This is a genomic window from Ureibacillus chungkukjangi (assembly GCF_003217295.1).
Lineage (GTDB): Bacteria > Bacillota > Bacilli > Bacillales_A > Planococcaceae > Ureibacillus > Ureibacillus chungkukjangi.
The window spans coordinates 1-17007 of the sequence record NZ_QJTJ01000045.1; the positions used below are offsets into that span (position 1 = coordinate 1).

At 37.6% G+C, this 17007-nt stretch carries 16 protein-coding genes, 8 tRNA genes and 1 rRNA gene; 1 reads left to right on the forward strand and 24 read right to left on the reverse strand.

The window, feature by feature from the left end:
• The 21 genes from BJ095_RS17730 to acpS all read right to left on the reverse strand — a co-directional run.
• Positions 1-91 (reverse strand): 16S ribosomal RNA (locus BJ095_RS17730); the annotation flags it as partial.
• Positions 92-224: 133 nt separating this feature from the next.
• A tRNA-Gly gene (locus tag BJ095_RS17735) sits at positions 225-298 on the reverse strand.
• Positions 299-313: 15 nt separating this feature from the next.
• A tRNA-Arg gene (locus tag BJ095_RS17740) sits at positions 314-390 on the reverse strand.
• Positions 391-410: 20 nt separating this feature from the next.
• A tRNA-Leu gene (locus BJ095_RS17745) sits at positions 411-496 on the reverse strand.
• 59 nt (positions 497-555) lie between these two features.
• A tRNA-Lys gene (locus BJ095_RS17750) sits at positions 556-630 on the reverse strand.
• 7 nt (positions 631-637) lie between these two features.
• Positions 638-712: transfer RNA gene (locus BJ095_RS17755), tRNA-Gln, on the reverse strand.
• A gap of 4 nt (positions 713-716) precedes the next feature.
• Positions 717-792 (reverse strand) — tRNA-Asp (locus BJ095_RS17760).
• 30 nt (positions 793-822) lie between these two features.
• Positions 823-897 (reverse strand) — tRNA-Glu (locus BJ095_RS17765).
• 1 nt (position 898) lies between these two features.
• A tRNA-Asn gene (locus BJ095_RS17770) sits at positions 899-973 on the reverse strand.
• A gap of 262 nt (positions 974-1235) precedes the next feature.
• Positions 1236-1700, reverse strand: coding sequence for a SprT family protein (locus BJ095_RS17775; RefSeq protein WP_107937712.1), 465 nt, complete (start codon positions 1698-1700; stop codon positions 1236-1238).
• Positions 1701-1822: 122 nt separating this feature from the next.
• Positions 1823-4003 carry a Tex family protein gene (locus tag BJ095_RS17780; protein ID WP_107937714.1) on the reverse strand — a complete coding sequence of 727 codons (2181 nt, stop codon included), beginning with the start codon at positions 4001-4003 and terminating at the stop codon, positions 1823-1825.
• 345 nt (positions 4004-4348) lie between these two features.
• Positions 4349-5128 carry an RNA polymerase sigma factor SigB gene (gene sigB / locus BJ095_RS17785; protein WP_107937710.1) on the reverse strand — a complete coding sequence of 260 codons (780 nt, stop codon included), beginning with the start codon at positions 5126-5128 and terminating at the stop codon, positions 4349-4351.
• The gene (rsbW, locus tag BJ095_RS17790) at positions 5106-5579 is read right to left on the reverse strand and encodes an anti-sigma B factor RsbW (RefSeq protein WP_107937708.1); all 474 of its coding nucleotides are present in this window, start codon (positions 5577-5579) and stop codon (positions 5106-5108) included. The genes sigB and rsbW overlap by 23 nt, the downstream gene beginning before the upstream one ends.
• Entirely contained in the window at positions 5566-5901 is a 336-nt protein-coding gene (locus BJ095_RS17795) for an STAS domain-containing protein (RefSeq protein WP_107937706.1), read from the reverse strand. Before BJ095_RS17795 ends, rsbW begins: the two co-directional genes overlap by 14 nt.
• Before the next feature lie 78 nt (positions 5902-5979).
• The gene (locus BJ095_RS17800; RefSeq protein ID WP_107937704.1) at positions 5980-6975 is read right to left on the reverse strand and encodes a PP2C family protein-serine/threonine phosphatase; all 996 of its coding nucleotides are present in this window, start codon (positions 6973-6975) and stop codon (positions 5980-5982) included.
• A 13-nt stretch (positions 6976-6988) separates the two neighbouring features.
• A complete protein-coding gene (locus BJ095_RS17805) occupies positions 6989-7387 on the reverse strand; it encodes an anti-sigma regulatory factor (protein WP_107937702.1) in 399 nt (132 codons plus the stop codon).
• Positions 7388-7617: 230 nt separating this feature from the next.
• On the reverse strand, positions 7618-7968 hold the full coding sequence (locus tag BJ095_RS17810; RefSeq protein WP_107937700.1) for a type II toxin-antitoxin system PemK/MazF family toxin: 351 nt from the start codon (positions 7966-7968) through the stop codon (positions 7618-7620).
• 4 nt (positions 7969-7972) lie between these two features.
• Positions 7973-8200: a hypothetical protein gene (locus BJ095_RS17815; RefSeq protein WP_404427996.1), complete on the reverse strand. Its 228-nt coding sequence runs from the start codon at positions 8198-8200 to the stop codon at positions 7973-7975.
• A gap of 194 nt (positions 8201-8394) precedes the next feature.
• Complete coding sequence (gene alr / locus BJ095_RS17820) at positions 8395-9516, reverse strand: alanine racemase (protein ID WP_107937696.1); 1122 nt, start codon at positions 9514-9516, stop codon at positions 8395-8397.
• A 214-nt stretch (positions 9517-9730) separates the two neighbouring features.
• On the reverse strand, positions 9731-10714 hold the full coding sequence (locus BJ095_RS17825; protein ID WP_235867706.1) for a LolA family protein: 984 nt from the start codon (positions 10712-10714) through the stop codon (positions 9731-9733).
• Between the two features lie 163 nt (positions 10715-10877).
• Positions 10878-11234: a holo-ACP synthase gene (acpS, locus tag BJ095_RS17830; protein WP_107937693.1), complete on the reverse strand. Its 357-nt coding sequence runs from the start codon at positions 11232-11234 to the stop codon at positions 10878-10880.
• Between the two features lie 63 nt (positions 11235-11297).
• Between acpS and BJ095_RS17835 the strand changes: the two genes are divergently transcribed.
• A complete protein-coding gene (locus tag BJ095_RS17835; RefSeq protein ID WP_107937691.1) occupies positions 11298-11903 on the forward strand; it encodes a rhomboid family intramembrane serine protease in 606 nt (201 codons plus the stop codon).
• 72 nt (positions 11904-11975) lie between these two features.
• Here BJ095_RS17835 and BJ095_RS17840 read toward each other — a convergent pair whose 3' ends face one another.
• The 3 genes from BJ095_RS17840 to BJ095_RS17850 form a co-directional block, all read right to left on the reverse strand.
• Complete coding sequence (locus BJ095_RS17840; RefSeq protein ID WP_107937689.1) at positions 11976-13469, reverse strand: PH domain-containing protein; 1494 nt, start codon at positions 13467-13469, stop codon at positions 11976-11978.
• Entirely contained in the window at positions 13462-13941 is a 480-nt protein-coding gene (locus BJ095_RS17845; RefSeq protein WP_107937687.1) for a PH domain-containing protein, read from the reverse strand. Before BJ095_RS17845 ends, BJ095_RS17840 begins: the two co-directional genes overlap by 8 nt.
• 615 nt (positions 13942-14556) lie before the next feature.
• A complete protein-coding gene (locus BJ095_RS17850) occupies positions 14557-16104 on the reverse strand; it encodes a DEAD/DEAH box helicase (protein ID WP_107937685.1) in 1548 nt (515 codons plus the stop codon).
• Between the last annotated feature and the right edge of the window lie 903 nt (positions 16105-17007).

Sequence of the window (17007 nt, forward strand, 5' to 3'; positions counted from 1 at the left end):
GAAAAGCAAGCTTTTCTAAAGTCCGCTCGACTTGCATGTATTAGGCACGCCGCCAGCGTTCGTCCTGAGCCAGGATCAAACTCTCCATAAAAGAGAAAATTTGATTAGCTCAAATTTTATGCTGGCATCAATATTGATGTCCAAAATTTTGTTTCTCTAATTTAATAGAAGAAACTATGTTCATTAACGTTTTGTCGTTCAGTTTTCAAGGTTCAAATATATTATGGAGCGGGTGATGAGAATCGAACTCACGACATCAGCTTGGAAGGCTGAGGTTTTACCATTAAACTACACCCGCATATTAAATTTATAATGGCGCGCCCGGCAGGAGTCGAACCCACAACCTTCTGATCCGTAGTCAGACGCTCTATCCAATTGAGCTACGGGCGCGTATTTTGAAATGTGCTACTTGGTGCGGCCGAGAGGACTTGAACCTCCACGGGGTTGCCCCCACTAGGCCCTCAACCTAGCGCGTCTGCCATTCCGCCACGACCGCGTTCAAATGAAGACTCTATTAAGTATACACCATTCTCGAACTAAGTCAAGAATAAAAACTGGTGAGCCATGAAGGACTTGAACCTTCGACCCTCTGATTAAAAGTCAGATGCTCTACCACTGAGCTAATGGCTCGTACAAATGGCTGGGGTACCAGGATTCGAACCTGGGCATGACGGAATCAAAATCCGTTGCCTTACCGCTTGGCTATACCCCAACAATGGCGGTCCCGACCGGGATCGAACCGGCGATCTCCTGCGTGACAGGCAGGCATGTTAACCGCTACACCACGGGACCAAATTGTTTTATTGCTATTTAAATAATAAGTGGTGACCCGTACGGGATTCGAACCCGTGTTACCGCCGTGAAAGGGCGGTGTCTTAACCACTTGACCAACGGGCCATGGCTCCGAAGGTAGGACTCGAACCTACGACCAACCGGTTAACAGCCGGTTGCTCTACCACTGAGCTACTTCGGAATAATTTGTTACGACTTATCTTGTCGACTTTTATTATTATAGAGACACTTTCATACAAAGTCAACACTTTTACTAAAACTTTTTTACATTTTTACCATTCCTCTTTAAAACCCTTATATATCAAGGCTTTAAACGTCATTTGAAAGGAAACAACTTTCCTATAATGTGCACTTTTTCAAAAAAACATACATTTAAATTTCATCTAATTAGAACTTTTAACAATTCTTCCACAAAAACGAACTCGCTAGTTTAAAACCATTCATTATTCAACAGTCTTTCTTTCTATTAGTCGGCCGCGGCATTTACCACAGCGGTACTTATTCACATCCATTCGTTTCTTACGCGGATATAATTGTTTGCATTCAACACATTCATATAAGTATGTTTTAGTATTAGTTTGCTTTTTGTTTTCTTCTATTGTTGAACAAAACCTTGGTGCACCGACTTTCTTTAAGAGCGCTCGGAAATCTGCATCTCGATGTTTGTAGCCCATCCCCCTTATGTGAAGATGGTAATGACATAGTTCGTGAAGGATGATACCGCGCAATTCTTTAATACCAAAGATTTCATAGGATTTTTTATTAAATTCGATATTATGACTTCTTAGCAGATAACGGCCCCCAGTCGTTCGTAATCTGCTGTTAAAATAGGCTTGATGTAAAAAGGGTACATCAAAATACTTTTGAGATAATTCCTCTACTAATACTTGTAGTTCTTGATCTGTCATATGTATCCCCTCCTATGAAATAATCTATCATATAATCCCATGAAAAATAAGTGTATTGCACATAAGAAAAAACACTCTGGTCCATCTGGAAACCAAAGTGTTTTGCTAGTACTATATATAATTTACTGAATTAGTTCTACCTGTTTCTCAGGGGCAATCATTGTTAAAGCGATACGACCTTTATTCACTTCTACTTTATCAACCCATACTGTGACAATATCCCCTAGCGAGACAACCTCTAAAGGATGCTTGATACGGCGCTTTTGAAGCTTAGAGATATGGACTAGACCATCCTGTTTTACACCGATGTCTACAAAGGCACCGAAATCCACTACGTTTCGGACTGTCCCTTGCAGCTCCATCCCTACTTGTAGATCCTCCATTTTTAATACATCTGTTTTTAATAACGGTTGCGGGAATGCGTCTCGTGGATCTCGAGTCGGCTTCATTAATGTGTCCACAATATCCTTTACCGTTACTTCACCGACACCAAGCTCGGCACTTAAAGTTTTCACATCTATTGCAGCTAAAGCTTCCTCGCATTTCTTGGAGCCTACATCCTTTTTCGATAAGCCTACATTAGCTAAAATTTCCTCTGCTAATTTATAGCTTTCTGGGTGTATCCCTGTTGCATCAAGAGGATTTTTTGCTTCTGCGATGCGTAAGAACCCAATCGCCTGTTCATATGTTTTCGCACCTAGTCGGGGGATTTTCTTTAGTTGTGCACGGGATATGAATTTCCCGCTATCACTTCGTGCATTAACAATATTTTCTGCTACAGTTTTCGATAAACCAGATACATATTGTAAAAGTGAAGCCGAGGCTGTATTAACGTCTACCCCTACCTGGTTAACTGCTGTTTCTACTATAAATGTTAAAGACTCGGCTAATTTCTTTTGCGATACGTCATGTTGGTATTGGCCAACTCCTACTGCTTTTGGTTCAATTTTAACAAGTTCCGATAAAGGATCTTGTAAGCGACGAGCAATTGAAACAGCACTTCTTTGCTCTACTTGTAAGTCTGGGAATTCGTTTCGCGCTACCTCAGAAGCAGAATAAACAGAAGCCCCTGCTTCGTTAACGATTACATACGCAACATCTTGTTCAACTTCCTTTAAAACGTCTGCGATAAATTGCTCTGTTTCACGAGATGCTGTTCCGTTTCCAATAGCTACAATTGAAATAGGATATTTAGCTAATAAAGCCTTCACTACCGCTTTTGATTTTGCTACATCAGGCTTTGGTGGATGTGGGTATATTGCTGTTACTTCAAACATTTTACCTGTCTCATCTACTACCGCTAATTTACAACCTGTTCGATAAGCTGGGTCTACACCTAAAACCATTTTTCCGCGCATTGGTGGCTGTAATAATAAGCTTTTTAAGTTTTCAGCGAAGATATGAATTGCTTGTTCTTCAGCTTTTTCGGTTAATTCACTTCGTAGTTCTCGCTCAATAGAAGGCTGAATTAATCGCTTATAACCATCTTCAATTGCTTCTTTTACATGGGCAACTGAAGACGAAGAAGAATTATAAGGAATCCATGCCTTCTCCATAATTGGAAGAACTCGATCTATAGGAACCTGAATGGCTACTTTTAGAATATCTTCTTTTTCACCACGATTAAGGGCAAGTGTTCTATGAGGCACGATATATTTTACCGGCTCCTCATACTCGTAATACATTTCAAACACTTTTTTCTCATCTTTATCTGCATCCTTAACAGCAGTTACAACTTTCCCTTCTCTCCAGGAGAATTTTCGTATTTGATCACGAATTTGTGCATCGTCAGCAAATCTTTCTGCTAATATATCCCTTGCTCCAGCTATTGCATCCTCAAGAGTTTCCACACCTTTTTCTGCATTAAGAAACGTAGAAGCGATTTTTTGAATATCTTCTTTTGAGAATTTCATCATTTCCTCTGCTAAAGGTTCTAACCCCTTCTCTTTGGCAATCGTTGCTTTTGTACGTCGTTTTTGCTTATAAGGTCTATATAAATCCTCAATACGCTGTAAAACAGTTGCCGATTGTATCGCCGTCTGTAAATCTTCTGTTAGTTTCCCTTGTTCGTCGATTAAACGGATAACCTCTTCTTTTCGTTGCTCTAGCTGTTGTATGTAGTGATATCTGTCTTCAATCGCTTTAATTTGAACTTCATCTAACGACCCTGTTGCTTCCTTACGATATCGAGCGATAAAAGGAACTGTATTGCCGTCTTCTAATAGTTTGATAACTGCTTCTGCTTGATGTGGTTTAACTAGTGCATCAGTTGCAATCATTTGCAGCATTTTCTTTTCTTCCATCATTTCACAGCCTTTCAATTTTCATAAATTACTCTATCATTAATACTTAATTTGAGATCAATGTCCAAGCTTTGCATTTTGTTTACTGCTTGTACCAATCTCTTTTCATAAATTTCGTTTAATAAGCTTCTCTTTTCTTTTTGAAAATTACGAAGTCGAATAATCTTAGTTTAACATTTACATACCACTTTCTTCTATTATCGTACTTGCTAGAAGTCTTTAATAAAGAAATTAGGTATTCAAACTCAATAAAAAAGTCTACCCATTCAACTAGTTGATAGGTAGACTTGTCCATTTTATTAAGATTCTAAATTGGTATGTAAAAGTTTTACCTAGTTAAAGCTTTTACACTACGCCATCAGCAGTAATGACCTGCTGTAATTTTTTAATAGCCTTTCTTTGAATACGTGATACATGCATCTGAGAAATCCCCAGCATTTCTCCCGCTTCCTTTTGGCTCAGTTGGTCGTAATATGTTAACTTTAATATTTCTTTTTCACGCTCTTCTAAGGTTTCCATTGCCTCTGAAACAACGATTCGACGATTTGTTCTCTCGAAGCCGTCATCTTCTTTCCCGACGACATCCATCAAGGTGACGGTACCACCTTCAGAATCCGCATCAATGGAATGGTCCATTGAAAGGGCATGATAGCTTTTACTCATTTCCATCGCTTCAAGAACATCTTCTTCTTCCACCTCTAAATACTCTGCGATCTCTTGGATAGAGGGTGAGTATTGTAGTTTGGTAGTTAGATATTCAGCGGCGCTTTTAATTTTCGGACCAAGCTCCTTAATCCGTCTAGGTACATGAACATCCCACGTTTTGTCACGTAAAAACCTTTTGATCTCTCCAACAACAGTTGGAACTGCAAAGGCTTCAAAGCTTCTGCCTAATGACGTATCAAAACGTCGAATTGCCCCAAGCAATCCGATCATTCCTACTTGAACTATATCTTCAAAATTAGTTTTACCATAGGAATATTTTCTAGCAATTGATTCTACTAAATTATTATAATGTATTACTAAACGATCTAATGCTTCTTGCTCTTCTGTTTGTTGATATTTTTCTATCCATTTTAATATCTCTTCAGAAGACTTTCGATTATCTGGTGATTGACTGGACATTTTCTTTCACCTGCTCTCTCGTGACATATTTTGTCATGAAAACAGTGACTCCACCTTCGTTATTGTTCACTCTGACCTCGTCCATTAATGTTTCCATTAAGTAAAGCCCTAGTCCACCTTCTCTTAATAATTCAACACTTTCATCTTCTTGGTATGGACCAATTTGTGACTTAACCTCTTCAAAGTTAAAACTATGTCCGTAATCCGATACCATTACTTCGATTTTATCTGCATACAAAGCAACGCCGATGACAATTTCTCCATCCTCATGAAGTCCATACGCATGCTGAACTACATTTGTCACTGCTTCACTTACGGCGATTTTCATATCTTCAATTTCGTCATAGGAAAAACCAACGCGAGAAGCTAATCCAGAAACAGTTAATCTTATCACACTAACGTACTGTGGCTTTGCAGGAACTCGAATTTCAATGTAGTCAAATGCTCGCATTGGTTGTCCCACCTTTTTCTATTTCCATTAATTCACTAAGGCCTGTTATTTCAAATAATCTTGTTAACCTGGCAGACAGGTTAACTAATTTCAAGCTAGCATTTTCTTTAACGATTTTCTTATAAAACGCTACAAATACTCCAAGACCTGTGCTGTCCATATAATTTACATTTGATAAATCCAATTCTACAACTAAGCCTTCTGACAAACGAATCATCTCCAGCTCATCTCTTAAAATTGGTGCTGTATACGTATCAATTTCCCCTTCGATAAAGCCTAACAGTAAATCACCATCTTCTCGGAATTGTACATTTACGTTCATTTTTAAGACACCTCCCACAATTACCTATATGGTCTTTTCCCCATACTGCATTTGTTAAACCTATTATTCTTAAAAAAATTATTTTTTTATGATTACTAGTGTGAAATCATCTTCTAACTTAAAGTCGTGCAGCTTTTGTAAAGCTTTATGAATCGTCTCACACATTTCTTGAGCAGTTAGGTGACGGTTAGCTAAAGCAAGCTCCTTAATAATTTCGCGAGAGTCAAATTCTTCTTTGTTCCGAAAATCTGTTACACCATCAGTCATGACAATAACAAGATCTCCATCCCTTAACTGAATATCCTGTTGGGTATATTTTGTTTCAGGTAAAATCCCAAGTAGTAAGCCTTTTGATTCTAAATCATAGAACTCTTCTTTTTCTGCATTATAGTAAAGAGAAGGTTCATGTCCAGCAGAGCTCCATGTAAGTACATCTGTTTTTAGGTTATAACGCAGATAACATAGCGAAACAAACATACTATCATCTATACTTTTTTCAATGATTCTATTTAAAACTTCCAAAACATACGAAGGATTGCTGTTTGCATATTCCAAAGTATCAAGACCGTATTTTACCATGGACATACATAGTGCAGCTGGGACTCCTTTGCCTACTACATCTGTTACAGCGGCACTTAAATAACGGCCCTTGTCATGCATGAAATGAACATAGTCCCCATTCATTTTCCGAAGAGGGATTGAGAGCATTCCTATATCAATTGATGGCGGATTCGGTATTTCTGTCTCTAATAATAGATTTTGAATTTTGGTTGCGATATCCATTTCAATACGCAGCTCTTCTTGTTTGGCGAGTAAAGCCTGATGTTCCTGAACCTTTAACCCAAAATGAACCATTACTTCGATTAAAAAATCATAACCATGCAACACAGTTTGAGGTATATCATCATAAATCTCCTCAAGCACCTGCTTGTGAATACTAATAACCTCTTCTGGTGTCACATTTTTTTGAATCATACGTTTAATAAAATTCTGGCCGATATATAAATCGCTTTCACTTTGGTTGCCAATATAGTCTGATAAGATTTTTTTATATTGTTTTCTTATCTGCTCCACTTAAATCCACACCCTAACTTAGCCATTTCAATACTTTAACCGTAGTTCCCTTGCCAACCTTAGATTGAATATCAATTGAATCTACAAGTCTCTTAACAGCTGGCAAACCGCCGCCAGTATTACTTGTCGAATAGTCATCCTCTAATACTCTATGGACTTCTTCCATACCTTGTCCTTTATCAATCGAGGAAATCGAAATTCCTTTTTGGCCATTCTCTTCTATTTCCTCGATCACGATTCTCCCAGTACGGGCATATAATAATATATTTTTTGCGAGTTCGCCAATTGCAGTCGTAATTCTAGATTGGTCTACATCATTGAATCCAATATCCTTAGCCTCATCTCGACCTAGCTTGCGTGCAGTTACTATATCTAATTCTGTCACTATCTCTACTATTTTTGCTTCTCTCATCACTGCACCCCCATTTTGCTAATGAATTAAATCGGAACGCATATTATCATTCTAGCAAATATGTATAAATCCTGATATTTCTAATATATATTATCAAGTGTCCTTACATCAAATTTATTGCGAAAAATAGACAAAAGATTTTGGCAATAGCTAAAATGGTCTAACTATTCATAAAAAAAGAATGACCCAAAAGAATTAATCTTTTAGGTCATACCTTTACATTTTATGTATTAAAATTTCATTAATCCTAGGCTTATTTCAAGTGCAACGTCCACTTTTTCCATAAGCTCATCATCTAATTGGGTAATACGATCTGTCAACCTCGATTTATCTATGGTACGCAATTGTTCAAGCAAAATTACCGAGTTTCTTTCAAAACCATACTTTTTGGCATCAATTTCGACATGAGTCGGCAATTTTGCTTTTTGAATTTGCGCAGTAATCGCAGCGATGATTACAGTTGGACTAAATCTATTACCTATATCGTTTTGAAGGATTAATACGGGCCTCGTACCGCCTTGTTCAGATCCCACAACTGGTGAGAGATCTGCAAAAAACACGTCCCCTCGTTTCACAATCAAAATGTCATCCCCCGCTTACGAGACGCTCCACCATATGTTCCGCTTCATACTCTGCATGTAGACATTCGCTACAAATGTTCAGGTTGATTTGCGACATTTCCACATAGCCTTTCATTAAAGCTTCCCGTATTTGATTTGGTTGCTTGTGCGTAGATAATCTACGAGATGAAATATAAACATAACTTTCACTTTCTCGTGATTTTTGCTCAAGTGTATTAAAAGCCATTAACATCTCTTGAGGAAGTTCTAATACTTCCTTTTCTTCTACTTTTTTCGCGTACAAAACAAGCACCTCCACAAAAACCGTACCATTTCAATTCTTTTCTCATTCTATCATCGAAATGATATGTTGAAAAGATAATTATTAAAAAATATGGCTATCCATGTAGTTTTATCGGTTTTTGTTGAAGATTTTGTCGCATTTTACTATTTTTTGTAGTAGATTCTAGGCACTCTGGAAGTAATGATACAAGGGACCTCATAGTTAATTGTATCGCCTTTTGCTGCCCATTCATCAAGTGTAATTTCTTCTTCTTCTTGTTTTCCAATTAAAGTTACTTTTTTACCTATATTATATGCAGCTGGTAATAATAACATACATTGATCCATACAAATTCTTCCGATGATTGGTACACGTACGCCATCTATTAATACATGTTGACCACTATATTTTCGAATTAATCCGTCAGCGTATCCTATTGGGATTGTCCCAATGTACGACGGTTCTGATGCTGTAAAGGTTGCTCCATAGCCAATCGATTGACCAGCTTGAACTTTCTTTACTTCAATGAGTTCTGTTTCTAATGAGAAAGCAGGCTGTAATGGAAACGGTAATTTCGTTTTTACATAGGCAGAGGGTGCTAATCCATACATTGAAATTCCAAACCTTACTGCATCATATTGAAGAGCTCGATCTTTTATAAGCATCGTCGCTGTATTAGCAGCATGCACAAGTCGTGGTTTTTCAGGTAAAGCACTTATAAACTCTTCAAATTTAGCAACTTGATGATGAAAATAAGCGACATCCTCTTCATCTGCAGTAGCAAAGTGTGTAAAAATTCCATCTACAAGTAAACTATCAGAGGATGTTATCGCGTTATACAGGTTTTGTAAGTCTTCAATTTGAGTGACACCTATTCTACCCATGCCAGTATCAATTTTAATATGTAATTTTAAAGGATGCGATAAACTAAACTCCTTAACTTGCTGCACCCAATCAAATGAAAACACTGTTAACGTAATATTTTCATTTGCTGCAAATGGTGCAAATGATGCAGGGGCATAACCCAATATTAAAATATCGATATTTGGGAAGGCTTTTCGAAGATGAAGTGCTTCTTCTGGTGTAGCTACCGCTAATATAGTAGCACCAGCTTCTATAGCTACCGTTGCAACTTCAACATCTCCATGTCCGTAAGCATTTGCCTTCACCACAGCCATGATCTGAACTCCTGGTTGTAAAAATTCCTTCAAGTAACTCACATTGTGTTTTATAGCATCTAGATTAATGATGGCTTTGGTTGGACGGAAGTGCTTTATGTTTTGCATTATTGTTATTCCCTCTTTTAGCAATTATAAACTTCAAATATTTGTAATATTCATTCTTTTATTTTAAATTTTAATACTAGTTCTTGTCCACCACTTTCACTTACTTTAAGAAAATTAAGAGAGAGTTAGCCTTAGAGCGTCCCATTTGTCCACTTTAAGACTAACCTCTCGAATTTTATATATTTATGTGGAACTAGTTACTCACTTTACTTATTTATTTTAATCCACCGGTTGTAACCGAAGCCGCAACTTGTACCATTTCCTCTTGTGTTAGGTTATTTGATGCGATAAAGAATGATACGCCATCACGTTCCCAGCTAATAGATTTTTCAGTAATTGCGCCAATAGTAAATCCTAAATCAGCTGGATCACCAGGTGCATATACTGGAAGAGTTGCGGATTCACCATACTCTACAGGCTGTTGGACAAGTGTGAAGGATTTATCACCCTCGAACGTTAAGATAGCACGCTCTGTTCCATTCTCCATAACTACTTTTTCATCTACTAGTTTTGTATTCTCCCAATTTAATTCAGGATAGTATGTTTGGAATTCAGATTGAACTGGTGCACTTGCACTAGCAGTTTCTTCTTCATTTGACTCAGAGAAGTTTTCTACTGCATACTCGCTTTCTTTATGCTGCATTCCTAGATCGATATTTTTAAACGTGATTACCATTTGCTCTTCTTGTGCTTCGTTTACTACCGAAACAGAAGTTGGAAGCATTGTTTTCTTGTCCACTACAATCTTTTGCGTTGGCATAATACTTTTATGATTATTTCGAGTTGCTGCTGTGAAGATGTAATTCTTCTCATCTTCTTCCATTACCACCTTGTCATCGGCTAACAAGTCTTCAGCTAATGCTCCAATTAGATAGGCTTGGCTATTTTGCTTCGGCCATTCACTTTGGAACTTGTACGTCTTTCTTAGGGAAGGTGTTACTACAAATACGCCTTCATCATTACGGATAATCATTTGTGTTACGTCTTCACCTTGCTGAGTTACTTTCACACGGTAAAATTCTGGATCAGTATGCCATACATTTACATCATAAACTCTTGGTTCAGCACCAGTTTTGATTTCCATTGTGGCATCTAGCTCATATCCTTTTACATCGTTCCACTTATCATTTAGATTTTGCAGAACATCCTCTTGTGAATCCTCCCCACAAGCTGCAAGCATTAGTACTCCTAACAACATAACAAAAAATAAGGTTAATTTGTGTCGCAAAACTCCATCCTTTCTTCTACTACTTTCAGCTCCGATACGTCAAATATATGAGTGGATGTATAACTTTATGCTATCACTTTTGGACAACTTAACAAATTATTAATCAAATTTTTTCTATAGATTATATCGCGTCTTAAGAATGCATTAGTATCACTTGAGCTGCCGCATACTCTTTTGTATGTGTGATGCTGACATGTCCACTCACTAATTCTCCGTTGAAATACAAAGTTGGTTTTCCTAAATCATCTTTCAACACTTCAATCTGACGAAACTCACAATTCTTACCTATACCAGTACCATTTGCTTTAGAAAATGCCTCCTTTGCTGCAAACCTCCCCGCTAAAAATTCTACTTTTCGTAGTTCAGATAGTTGATTAAATATATTCAATTCACGCTCAGATAGAATACGTTGTCCAAATTTTTCTGAACGATCTATTGCTTTTTTTATTCTTGGGATTTCTGCTATGTCTAGTCCAATTCCTTTTATCATATGGAAGTTCTCCTTTTATTATTAATAAAATACAATGTATAATAATCGATATGAGGTGGTTACATGTTTATTCGTACAGAAAATTTTAAACAATTTTTAAAGCTATATCCAATTGTGTCAACGATTATTGCGATTAATTTCATCGTCTATATTATAACAATGCTTCCCTATATTGGTGATGAAGTTTTTTACACAGGGATGAGTGTGAATTATTTAATTGAAGATGGTCAATGGTGGCGAATTATTACATCAATGTTTATTCACGCAGACTTCATGCATGTTTTATTTAATATGTTCTCTTTATTCTTGTTTGGTCCAGAGCTAGAGAAAATTGCTGGGAAAATGCGATTTTTAACGATTTACTTTCTAGCAGGTATTTTTGGTAATGTGGCAACATTCGTATTGCAGGCTGGCAACTACGCAAGCGTTGGGGCAAGTGGTGCTATTTACGGTATTTTCGGTGCTTTCGCTGCGCTTGTCTACTATACTCGCCATACAATGCCACAGCTTAAGCAGGTAATCCTTCCGCTTGTGGTTATTAGTGTAATTATTACCTTTATATCTCCTAATATTAATGTTACGGGACATATCGGTGGTTTAGTTACTGGTTTCTTGCTTGGTCTATCCTATTTCACACCAAAGAATATCATTCGCTGGAGACAGAAATAATTGATACCTTATTAAATGTAAACGAAAAGGCAATCTCTTTTACTAAATCCGAGATTGCCTTTTTTATATCGTTTATTTTAGGTGGTCATTTTTTTCGAGCCAGCTCATCATTTCTTCTATATCTCTAGTTTCAAGATTCAGGGCTTTTGCCGTCGCACCTGTAAATCCAGACATTACCGTTACTTCCACACTAGCAATTTCTCTTCTCTTTTGAAAAAATGTCTGTCTACTTTCCAAAGCTTGAATGCGTTTTTTCTCAACAACAAATGTAACCCTACTAAATATTCGATAACAAAGTGTTAGTTGATTACCGCTAATGGCATAGCCTGTCGTTTTAAATTGCCACAAGCCTAGCAAAATGATTGGTACAATAATCAGCAACGAGAACAATCCATACGGAAACCATATATATGAGCAAAGGGCAATAACTGGCAATAGCCAAACAAAGTCGATTCGATAAAAGAATGGCTTTGCTTTTTTGGGTGGCTTCGTTAAAGCTTGCTGCCATTCAAGCTCAGGAAGCAGTTCATGCAACGGCTTAAATAACCTCGACTTCTTTATTAATGGAAATAGGGTTATCTTTTTTTCTTCTCCACCAAATCCCCCACTTGCACTTTCCACAGCAACTGCAGCAAACCCAAACATTTGCCTTACTGGATTTTCTACGATTTTGATAGCTTGGATTCGATTTAAAGGAATCGTTACCCTCTTCTTTTCTAACAATCCCCTTGTAATAGTTAAACGTTCATTTTCCTCGATTACTGTAAAATCATAGTAATTTATAAATGTAATAATAACAGCAATTACCCATGTAAATAAAAACGAAACAAAAACAGCAAACGCTACAATAACAAAACCAAATTTAATAAAGTCCGAAAACTCTTCGAATAACCATTCAAAAGGAATAAATTCTGCAAATTGGGATAAAGCCGCTGCAACTCCGGCAATTACAACGCCCATACTGCTTGAAGTAGTTGCTAATACGAGTAAATCCTTTTTGTTCATTTTATGGATTACTCTTGAACTCGGAGCTTGCGCTTTCTCAACTGAGTTCCCAGTTTCACTTTGCAGCTCATTTTCATACTCTTCTTCCTTACTTTTTCGAGTAACCAGCTCAATTTGGTCAGCTGCTTCCTTTGTAATTGCAGTTAAAATAACTTCCGGCTTACCGTTCGTACTACCAGCCGTTTCAACCATTACTTGGACAAGCCCAAAAATCCGGTGAAAAATACCCTCTTTATAATTTAAGCTTTGAATTCGATCAAACGGAATATAACGTTTTTTCTTAACTAAAAGACCATACTCAACCCTTAGCTCCTTCTCCTCAAACCAATACACATATGTCCACCATTTAAGAACTCCATTTATTAAGCGAACAATGATTACTAGGACAAAGATGCCCAGAGGAACAATACTTGCCCAGAAGCTTCCATCTCCAGGATTAAACGTAACGTTAAAACCGTTTGCAAAAAAGATAATTAAAAAGGGTAGAATCAATTCTTTTAGTCCCTTTACAAAATCAACTACCGCTGCAACTGGATGTAATTTAAAGCGATCCTCAGACATCATCTTCAGCCACCCTTGCTAGAGTCGAAATACGGGACCTTAAACTATCCGCATCATTTGTAACTAACATTGGGATAATATGTGTTGTAGCAGCTGTTGAAATTGAAATATTGGCTAAATCGTATTTTTTCAAAATCGGTCCTTGTGAAGTATCAACATGCTGGACACGAACCATCGGAATCAATGTTCGCTTCACGATAAATAAGCCATATTGGATTTCAATCTCATGCTCTCGCACCTCATATCGCCAATGGTCCCAGCGAATATTCGGGAAAAGCCAAATCGATGCCAGTCCGACAATTAGTACAAGTGCGATTGCTATATAAACTATGAACGATGGCCACTCAAAATAATAGGTTAAGAAACAAGCAACCCCCATTAAAACAGAGACTACCAAAGTATTAAAAAGACCATACAATCGCCATACAGTTAACCCCTTCCTCGGTATTTGATAATTCAATTGTTTTCGCACAAAATACACCCCTTCTCTTTCCTCTTAATACGAATAAGACTGTTAATTGTTTCAATATATTCAAAATATAAGCTAGTACTTATTAATTTAGCATATATCGGTTTGAAAAAGCGATGCACTTTTAACACATATGGATAATTCTCCAATTGTACACTTTCCCCTAAGCTTAACGAAAATCAAACTAACAACTAGGATAAAGTGATATGTGAATTCCTTGTAGACTAGTTCCGAGTGGGGTTGTGCGATTTAGGTGAAGTGCGGCTGAGTAGGGGTATCTTTTACCCTAAGCTTTGGATTTTATGGTTTTGGGGAAATGAGTCCACTTCTCTTTTACCCGTAACTCCGGATTTTGTTTTTTCGGGGAAGTGAGCACCCTTCTCTTTTCCCCCAGACTCCGGATTTTCCTCTTTCGGGGAAGTGAGCACCCTTCTCTTTTCCCCAAACTCCGGATTTTCCTCTTTCGGGGAAGTGAGTGCGCTTCTCTCTTCCCCGAAACTTCGGATTTTGCCGTTTCGGGGATGTGAGCTATCTTCTCTCCGGATCTTGCCGTTTAGCGATACTTCTTTTCACACAAAAAAAGTGCCCCCGAAAGGACACTTCTAATACTTAATTTAATTAGTCTTCACGACGACGTGGTGTGCTTGAAGAGCGTCTGCGATCTCCGCCGCCTGCGCTACCGCCTTCTTTGCGGCCACCGTCACGGCGACCTCCATCTCTGCGGCCTCCATCACGACGTGCACCGCCGCCTCCACTGCTGCGTCCGCCACGACCGAAGTCACGACGACCACCGCGAGAGTCTCCTCCACGGCCTCGACCGCCTCCACCAGAACGTTCTTTGCGAGCAGGTAATGGACGCTCTTCAGAAATTGTTACTGGTGTTTCATCAGGTTCTTTAGTCATTGATTTAATAGCTGCTGCTACTAAGTCAACTGCATTGTGTTCTTCTAATAATTCATTAGCTAAGATACGGTATTCATTTAAATCATTCGCTTGAACGATTTCAACTAACTTATCCATAGCTACTTTTTGTTGTCCTACTAGTGCTTCTGTTTCACTTGGTGGACGTAGTGGTGTCATACGTTTTTTCGTTGTTTCTTCAACAATACGTAAGTAACCCATTTCACGTGGAGTTACAAATGTAATTGCAAGCCCAGATTTACCAGCACGACCAGTACGGCCGATACGGTGAACATAGCTTTCTGGATCTTGAGGAATGTCAAAGTTATAAACGTGTGTAACACCTGAAATATCCAGACCACGTGCAGCAACGTCTGTTGCAACAAGAATGTCAATTTTATTTTCTTTAAATTGACGTAATACAGACATACGTTTTGCTTGGCTTAAGTCACCATGGATTCCTTCTGCAACATACCCACGAATACTTAATGCTTGTGATAATTCATCAACACGGCGTTTTGTACGACCAAAGATAATCGCAAGCTCTGGTTGGTGTACATTTAAAATTCGAGTTAATACATCGAATTTTTCGCGCTCTTGAGCTTTTACGAAAAATTGCTCGATGTTTTCAACTGTCATTTCTTTTGATTTGATTTTCACTTCTTCAGGGTTTTTCATGAAAGTGTTTGCAATTTTACGAATTGCAGGTGGCATTGTAGCCGAGAATAATAATGTTTGACGAGTGTCTGGAACATTTTCTAAAATCGCATTAATATCATCGATGAAGCCCATGTTCAACATTTCGTCCGCTTCGTCTAATACAAGTGTTTGTACTTGATCAAGCTTTAATGTGTGACGGTTAATATGATCTTGAATACGACCTGGAGTACCAACGATAATTTGTGGTTTATTTTTTAACGCACGAATTTGACGTCCAATTTCTTGTCCACCGTATACAGATAATAATTTAACGCGTTTATCATAACCAATTTTATATAATTCTTCCGAAACTTGGATTGCTAATTCACGAGTAGGGGCAATAATTAATGCTTGGATGTTCGGGTTTTTTGGGTCAATTTTTTCAATAAGCGGTATCCCGAATGCTGCCGTTTTACCAGTACCAGTTTGCGCTTGACCTAATACGTCACGACCTTCCATTGCAAACTTAATAGTGCCTTCTTGGATTGGTGTTGCTTCTTCAAATCCCATACGCTTTAATGAACGTAATGTTGATTCGCTAATATTTAATTCTGAAAAATTTGTCAAACTTCTCAATCTCCTTTTTCCTTTAAGTTGACAAATGGTTACATTTTCAGATGAAATGCGGCAAACTTCGAGCCTAAGTTTTGGAACGTTTCCGATACTTAATAATTCTCCGTCTTCGAACAGAGAGCGATTTTATATGAAAGGGAAAGCCCGGTCTTTGCCGAGCGGTTCATTCTACCCATCTTCTTATGTGTAAAGCTTAATAAAAATAGAATAAAACCGTTAAATTCAAAAAAAAGCACTCTTCATCAATTTTTGTGAAGAGCCTTCGCACAAAATGTATCCATTGCTTATCATAGTCTATCACGGCTCTTAACTGCATTGCAACGAAATTGCTCTTGTTATAATATTCTTAATTTTCGTTTTCCGTTAGAAAATTAAGGAAACCATAGGTCATAAAAAATCATAAAAGTAAATTATTTTTAAAACTTTTAAACAAACACTTGAAAATTCATTAACTTAATTTAGAAATACATTCATCTTCAAACCGCACACAATCATTGAGTAGGCACCACTTTAAAGGTCGTTTCATCGAATCTAAACAATTTGGCTAACTGGTACAGTCCTTATATTGCGCTTGAAAGGTTTAAATAATTCGCTAACTTTTAATTGCCCATGTATTGCATCTTCTGCCAAAACTACATTCCCTACAAAGCTTTAATTACCCTTTTTATCCAATAATAATCCTATTAGAAAATCGTAATTGGAGTAGAATATTTCAAGAAACCCGTCCCATCTTTGCTGGATTTCCTTTAAACCTTTAATTTTTCTACTACAAAAAGAAACACCTTTAAGTACCAACTCGACTTGATCTGACCCAAGAAAGTTAGACATATGTAATTAAGCTGCTTCAAGGACCTGAGTTCGGTATTCCACCGGGCTTAGGTCTTTTAATTTTGCCTT

Bases quoted from the DNA above. Each gene is read 5' to 3' on its own strand.
- BJ095_RS17775 (WP_107937712.1), bottom strand. From the start codon at position 1,700: ATGACAGATCAAGAACTACAAGTATTAGTAGAGGAATTATCTCAAAAG.
- BJ095_RS17780 (WP_107937714.1), bottom strand. From the start codon at position 4,003: ATGGAAGAAAAGAAAATGCTGCAAATGATTGCAACTGATGCACTAGTT.
- sigB (WP_107937710.1), bottom strand. From the start codon at position 5,128: ATGTCCAGTCAATCACCAGATAATCGAAAGTCTTCTGAAGAGATATTA.
- rsbW (WP_107937708.1), bottom strand. From the start codon at position 5,579: ATGCGAGCATTTGACTACATTGAAATTCGAGTTCCTGCAAAGCCACAG.
- BJ095_RS17795 (WP_107937706.1), bottom strand. From the start codon at position 5,901: ATGAACGTAAATGTACAATTCCGAGAAGATGGTGATTTACTGTTAGGC.
- BJ095_RS17805 (WP_107937702.1), bottom strand. From the start codon at position 7,387: ATGAGAGAAGCAAAAATAGTAGAGATAGTGACAGAATTAGATATAGTA.
- BJ095_RS17815 (WP_404427996.1), bottom strand. From the start codon at position 8,200: ATGTTAATGGCTTTTAATACACTTGAGCAAAAATCACGAGAAAGTGAA.
- alr (WP_107937696.1), bottom strand. From the start codon at position 9,516: ATGCAAAACATAAAGCACTTCCGTCCAACCAAAGCCATCATTAATCTA.
- BJ095_RS17825 (WP_235867706.1), bottom strand. From the start codon at position 10,714: ATGTTGTTAGGAGTACTAATGCTTGCAGCTTGTGGGGAGGATTCACAA.
- acpS (WP_107937693.1), bottom strand. From the start codon at position 11,234: ATGATAAAAGGAATTGGACTAGACATAGCAGAAATCCCAAGAATAAAA.
- BJ095_RS17835 (WP_107937691.1), top strand. From the start codon at position 11,298: ATGTTTATTCGTACAGAAAATTTTAAACAATTTTTAAAGCTATATCCA.
- BJ095_RS17840 (WP_107937689.1), bottom strand. From the start codon at position 13,469: ATGTCTGAGGATCGCTTTAAATTACATCCAGTTGCAGCGGTAGTTGAT.